The organism is Chloroflexota bacterium (genome assembly GCA_014360825.1).
Lineage (GTDB): Bacteria > Chloroflexota > Anaerolineae > UBA2200 > JACIWT01 > JACIWT01.
In genome coordinates this window covers 1-5,188 of the sequence record JACIWT010000045.1, presented here as the reverse complement: position 1 = coordinate 5,188, position 5,188 = coordinate 1, and the positions used below count along the sequence as shown (strand labels likewise).

The 5,188-nt window shown below is 54.8% G+C and carries 6 protein-coding genes; 5 read left to right on the top strand and 1 reads right to left on the bottom strand.

Annotated elements, in window-relative coordinates; genetic code table 11:
- The first annotated feature begins 123 nt into the window (after positions 1 to 123).
- From H5T64_13220 to H5T64_13200, 5 genes are all read left to right on the top strand, one after another.
- Positions 124 to 1,410, top strand: a complete 1,287-nt coding sequence (locus tag H5T64_13220) for a PTS ascorbate transporter subunit IIC (GenBank protein ID MBC7265296.1) — start codon at positions 124 to 126, stop codon at positions 1,408 to 1,410.
- A gap of 115 nt (positions 1,411 to 1,525) precedes the next feature.
- Positions 1,526 to 1,981 carry a PTS sugar transporter subunit IIA gene (locus H5T64_13215; protein ID MBC7265295.1) on the top strand — a complete coding sequence of 152 codons (456 nt, stop codon included), beginning with the start codon at positions 1,526 to 1,528 and terminating at the stop codon, positions 1,979 to 1,981.
- Between the two features lie 11 nt (positions 1,982 to 1,992).
- On the top strand, positions 1,993 to 2,679 hold the full coding sequence (locus H5T64_13210; GenBank protein ID MBC7265294.1) for a 2-dehydro-3-deoxyphosphogluconate aldolase: 687 nt from the start codon (positions 1,993 to 1,995) through the stop codon (positions 2,677 to 2,679).
- Between the two features lie 98 nt (positions 2,680 to 2,777).
- Positions 2,778 to 3,662 carry a dihydrodipicolinate synthase family protein gene (locus tag H5T64_13205; protein MBC7265293.1) on the top strand — a complete coding sequence of 295 codons (885 nt, stop codon included), beginning with the start codon at positions 2,778 to 2,780 and terminating at the stop codon, positions 3,660 to 3,662.
- Positions 3,663 to 3,784: 122 nt separating this feature from the next.
- Positions 3,785 to 4,450: an HAD hydrolase-like protein gene (locus H5T64_13200; GenBank protein ID MBC7265292.1), complete on the top strand. Its 666-nt coding sequence runs from the start codon at positions 3,785 to 3,787 to the stop codon at positions 4,448 to 4,450.
- 123 nt (positions 4,451 to 4,573) lie between these two features.
- Here the strand turns inward: H5T64_13200 and H5T64_13195 are convergent.
- Positions 4,574 to 5,188 (bottom strand): SH3 domain-containing protein (locus H5T64_13195; GenBank protein ID MBC7265291.1); only part of this gene is annotated, 615 nt, incomplete at its 5' end.

The window sequence follows — 5,188 nt, the reverse complement described above, 5'->3', positions numbered from 1 at the left end:
GGTGAACTGTTCGACTGGCACTCTCTTTGTTACATGAGGATTGAACGTAACCCTGCTATAGTATAGGACTGCAAGTATAGCATGGCAAACCTTTAATGGTTACATAGAAAGGCAGGAGGAAAAATGGGTATCCTAAACATTTTGTTGCAGTTACTGACCATCCCCGCCATCCTGGTTGGAATAGTGGCCCTGTTCGGGTTGATCCTTCAACGCAAAACGCTGACCCAGGTTGTCCTGGGGACGGCCAAGACCATCCTGGGCTTTTTGATCCTGAACATCGGTGTCTCGGCGACTACTGGCGGGCTGGCTAATTTTGACAAACTTTTCAAAGCCGCATTTGGTATAACCGGCGTCTATTTCGATGACAACATCGCCATTGGGGCAGTGATGGGCCGGATCGGGCGAGAAGTCGGCTTGGTCATGGTCCTCGGCTTCCTAGCGAATGTCCTGATCGCACGGTTTACCAAGGCCAAGTGGATCTATCTCACTGGACACAAGGTCTGGCATCTGGCTGGTGGCATTGCGCTGGTACTCCTAACGTTGGGCGTGAGCGGCATCCCGCTCGTTATCATCGGCGCGCTGGTCCTGGGCCTATATATGGCCATTCAGCCTATGTTGCTCCAGCCCTATACCAGGCGGGTGACCGGCACAGATGATTATGGGGTCGGACATACGATGGGCTCCGCATACTGGGTGTCGTCCGTCGTGGCCAAACTCGTCGGCAACAAAGAGCACAGTATCGAGGAGATCAGTTTGCCGAGCACATTAGAGGCCTTCAGGGACATCGCCGTAGCTTTCTCTTTGATCATGTTCGTCATGTTCGCTGTGCCATCCATCTTTGCACCAGAGGCTGCCTTCCAACTGGCTGGCACGCAGCACCCCATTGTGTGGATCGTTTTGCAGTCTCTCACCGCTGCAGGCGGCGTGCTCGTGATCTTGCAGGGCGTCCGCATGTTTATCGGCGAGTTGATACCCGCGTTCAAGGGCATTGCTCTTAAACTCGTGCCCGGAGCGGCCCCTGCTCTGGACTGCCCCGTTGTATTCCCATTTGCTCCTACTGGGGTAGTAGTTGGACTAGCCACTGGCTTCGTTGGATGGTTAGTTGGCATGACACTGTGTCGGGTGCTAGGTCTAGCAGTGGTACCGGTGCCCTCCATGATCGCTCTCCTGTTTGGGTGCACGGCGGGTGCGGTCTACGGGAATGCTCTTGGCGGAGCGAGGGGCTCTGTTGCTGCCGGCTTTGTAACCGGCCTGCTCTGGCCTATTGCAGGAGCGCTATTCTACCCGGTAATCCCCTGGGCAGAATACGAGGTAGTGGGCGCAGCCCTGATGACCCCTGACATTTACATCGTTGTCACACTCATCAAGGTAATCGGCAGCATCATTCGCGCGATCCTCGGCCTTGGGTGAGGTGATCTTGGATGGGGGAGGCCGTGTTTAAGTAAAACGGCAAGCACGGCCTCCCCTAACCTTGCACGAGCAATGTTGCTGATTTTGAGACTATGAGTGGCAGGAGAGGTAACGGTTGGCGATTGAGAAGTTGCTCACCAGGGAGAGAATCAAGGTTGGGATACAGGCGGCGGATTGGCGGGACCTCGTGGATCAAGTGGGAGAGATAATGGTAGCCGCTGGCGATGTGCACCCCAGATATATTCAGGCGATGAAAAACGTGATCGAGGAAATAGGGACCTATTGCGTCATTGCTCCAGGCGTCGTTTTGTTACATGCGCGGCCCGAGGAGGGCGTTAATCGAGTTTGCTTGGCTGTTGCCACCTTACGAGAAGGCATCAATTTCGGCTGCGAAAATGATCCCGTGTGGCTGGCCATTGGGCTTGGGGCAGTGGATCACGGGGGTCACATAGAACTACTGCGAGACGTTGCGCGATTCTTAAGCGACAAGGCCAATCTGACTCGGTTGCGGGAAGCTGAGACAGAGGAACAGTTGCTCCAAATAATTTGTGGAAAGTATCAACCTTCTTAGGAGACCAGTAGATGCTTTCAAAAAATGATTCCGTGAATCGCATTGTGGAGTGTGGTGTCATGGCTGCAGCCCGGCTGCCAAATGCCAAGATGGCTGTGGACACAACTTTGGCATTGCTCAAGGGCGGGGTTTCGGTAATAGAATTCTCAATGACGATGCCTGATGCATTAGAGGCGATCAGGCGAGTGGCAACTGAGGTGGGGGATAAGGTCCTGCTTGGGGTCGGAACTGTGCTCGATGCAGAGACCGCAAGGGCTGCGATCCTCACTGGAGCTCAGTTCATTGTCTCGCCCACGATCAATCACGGAGTTATTGAGATAGCCCATCGCTACGGCAAACCAGTCATCCCAGGAGCCTTGACCCCAAACGAGATCTTGCTGGCGTATGAGCAGGGCGCCGCTATGGTCAAGGTGTTCCCCGCTGGGAACCTCGGTCCCTCCTATATTCGGGCTGTACTTGCTCCTTTAGGACACATTCCGCTTCTGGCAGATGGTGGTGTTACTTTGGAGAATGCGAAGGAATTCATTCTGGCAGGAGCCGTGGCCCTGGGAGTAGGCAGACACTTGGTGGATTACAAAGCCGCCGAAGCGGGCGAGTATGGCAAGTTGACAGAACTGGCACGTAGATTCGTAGCAGCAGTACGCGAGGCTCGCAGCCAGCGAGCACTAGGGCAGAATAACGCTGCAGCGCTCACCTAAGGTACCCCCTGGAGATGCATCGCTTTTTTCCAGTTCCCCATTCCCTCGTACACTACTATATGGTGTGTTAACGCTGTTTACTGAAAGGAGCGTGGCTTGTGAAAAGACTCCATTTGCAAGGGATAGTACCGCCGAACATTACACCATTCGATTCTGAAGGAAACGTGTATGAAGATGGACTTCGGAGACACATCGAGTTCTTATTACCCCATATAGGTGGCCTTTACACTTGCGGAACTTACGGAAGTGGCCCCTTAATGTCTGTAACGGAACGCAAGCGGGTAGTGGAGATCGTCGTAGATCAAGTCAGGGGCCGCGTGCCAGTGGTCGTTCACGTGGGCACGACGGATACCTCTTCCGCTGTGGAACTGGCAAAACATGCAAATTCAGTAGGAGCAACCGCGGTTGCGATTATCCCCCCGTTCTATTACAAACACACAGAGGACGCGATTTTCGAACACTACCGCGCAGTTATGAAAGCAGTTTCCATCCCGATCTACGCCTATGATAACCCACAGGCCTCTGGGAATAAGATATCGCCACACCTGCTGGCTCGGTTGGCAGACATTGGTGTTTGGGGCATTAAGGACAGCAGTTTTGATATCTGTGATTTTATAGAAAAGCAGCGCGCTGTAGGAGAGCGCGACTTTGATTTCGTTATCGGGACTGAGGCCCTGTTTTTGCCAGCCTATATTATGGGCGCTCGAGCCTGTGTGGCTGGCTTAGCTAACGCCTTCCCAGAATTGATGGCAGACCTATGGAGGGCCACGTGTGAGAATGACTTAAGTACGGCTAGGAAAATCCAGCATAAAGTACTAGATGTACGAGATATCGTTCACTTGGGACCGACTATTCCCACAGTACACGCAATCCTTCAGATGCGTGGTGTGGATGCAGGGTTCCCAAGGGCTCCATTCCAGCCACTTGAGGCGGGGTTGCGAACCAAGATACGCGCTGCGCTGACTAATGCAGGAATGCTTTAGTCCAACAGTGCCATGGTGACGGGTGTATCCTGCTTATGCCCTCACAAATCGAGATAGAGACATTGAATCCGCACAACAACGGGCAACATCAAAAGATCATTTTGTTCGACATGGATAGAACGTTGATTAACGTCGTCGATGTTTATGTTAAGGCTTACCTTAGGGCAATGAAGAGTGTATATGATATCGATGGCCAACCTACACATATGCATTCGGGACATACCCAGCCCAGTATCATTCGCATGATCTGCGAAGACATGGGTCTAAGTTCCGATGTGATAAATGCAGGCCTCAAAAGGGCGGTGGAGATCCTGACGGACACAACTATTACACTCTTGGCTGATGACCTGCGACCAGCGGTGTTGCCTGGCGTTGTAGAGGTTCTCGATGCACTCAAGCAGGCAGGACATGCACTGGCGCTTGTTACAGGCACGGTGAGCAGGAGTGCTCGTGTCATTCTCGAGCGATCAGGATTGCAACGTTACTTCCCAGTTGGTGCATTCGGGGATGAGGGTAACGAGCGGGTGGCGTTGCTTCATCTGGCGATTGACAGAGCAACTCGCACTTACGGCCTTGAGCCGGATCATCGTAGACTTGTGGTTGTCGGCGACTCTCCCCGGGATATCCAGGCGGGAAAGGCATTACATGCTCGGGTGATAGCAGTTGCGACTGGCTATCATACGCCAGATATGCTGGCTCAGTACAACCCCGACGCGATACTATTAGACTTCAGCGACCGACAGATTGCTTTAAAGGCGATCCTAGGTGAGCACCAGGAGTTTACATAGGGGATCTGACTTTGTTCTCTAAGGCTCTTCATGACTGTGGCTTCGCTAAATCCCGCTAAGGCTTTCTCAGGCTAGCCACTTGGATGCATCCAAGGGGATCTCTAAAAACGGCGTCCACTGCCCCTACCCCAATCCCTCCCCATCACACCACCCCACCAGTCCCGAATCCTGCACCTGCACCCGGTACCAGGGATGCCCCTCCGCGAAAACTGGCCCCTCCAAAACCGTCACCACCGTATGTTGCGGCAGGATGCCCACCAGCGCCTCAGAGGAGCCAGGCCCGGCCCGCAAGTCCAGGCTCTCGCTGACCACCTGCGTTGTGCTGCCCACCGGGATCCAGGTGTATGGTGTGGGGCTCTGGGTGGGGGTGGGCAGACCCGTGCCAGCGGGTGTGGGCGTCAGGGTGAGCGAGGGCGTGCCGGTTGCTGTCCCGGCACTGGTGGGAGTAGCCGACGCAGTCGGGCTCGGGATGAGCGTCGGGGTCAGCGTGGGCCACCAGGGCAGCGGCCCACGCAGCCAGCGCCACAGGTCCCCTGCCCAGACCAGCAGTTCCACCGGCCGGATCGTCTTCTCCCGCCCCCCTTCGCGCACGATCCACGTCGTGTGCACCACTGCCGCGCGTTCGTAACTCACGCCCAGGAACTCCACACTGGGCACCAACTCTACATGATCCACAGTGGTGGTCAGGGGTTGCATCGGGCGCTGCGACATATAGCCCTCGAAAGACTGGCGGCTGAA

Coding starts and splice junctions, on each gene's coding strand:
- H5T64_13220 (MBC7265296.1), top strand. CDS start 124: ATGGGTATCCTAAACATTTTGTTGCAGTTACTGACCATCCCCGCCATC.
- H5T64_13210 (MBC7265294.1), top strand. CDS start 1,993: ATGCTTTCAAAAAATGATTCCGTGAATCGCATTGTGGAGTGTGGTGTC.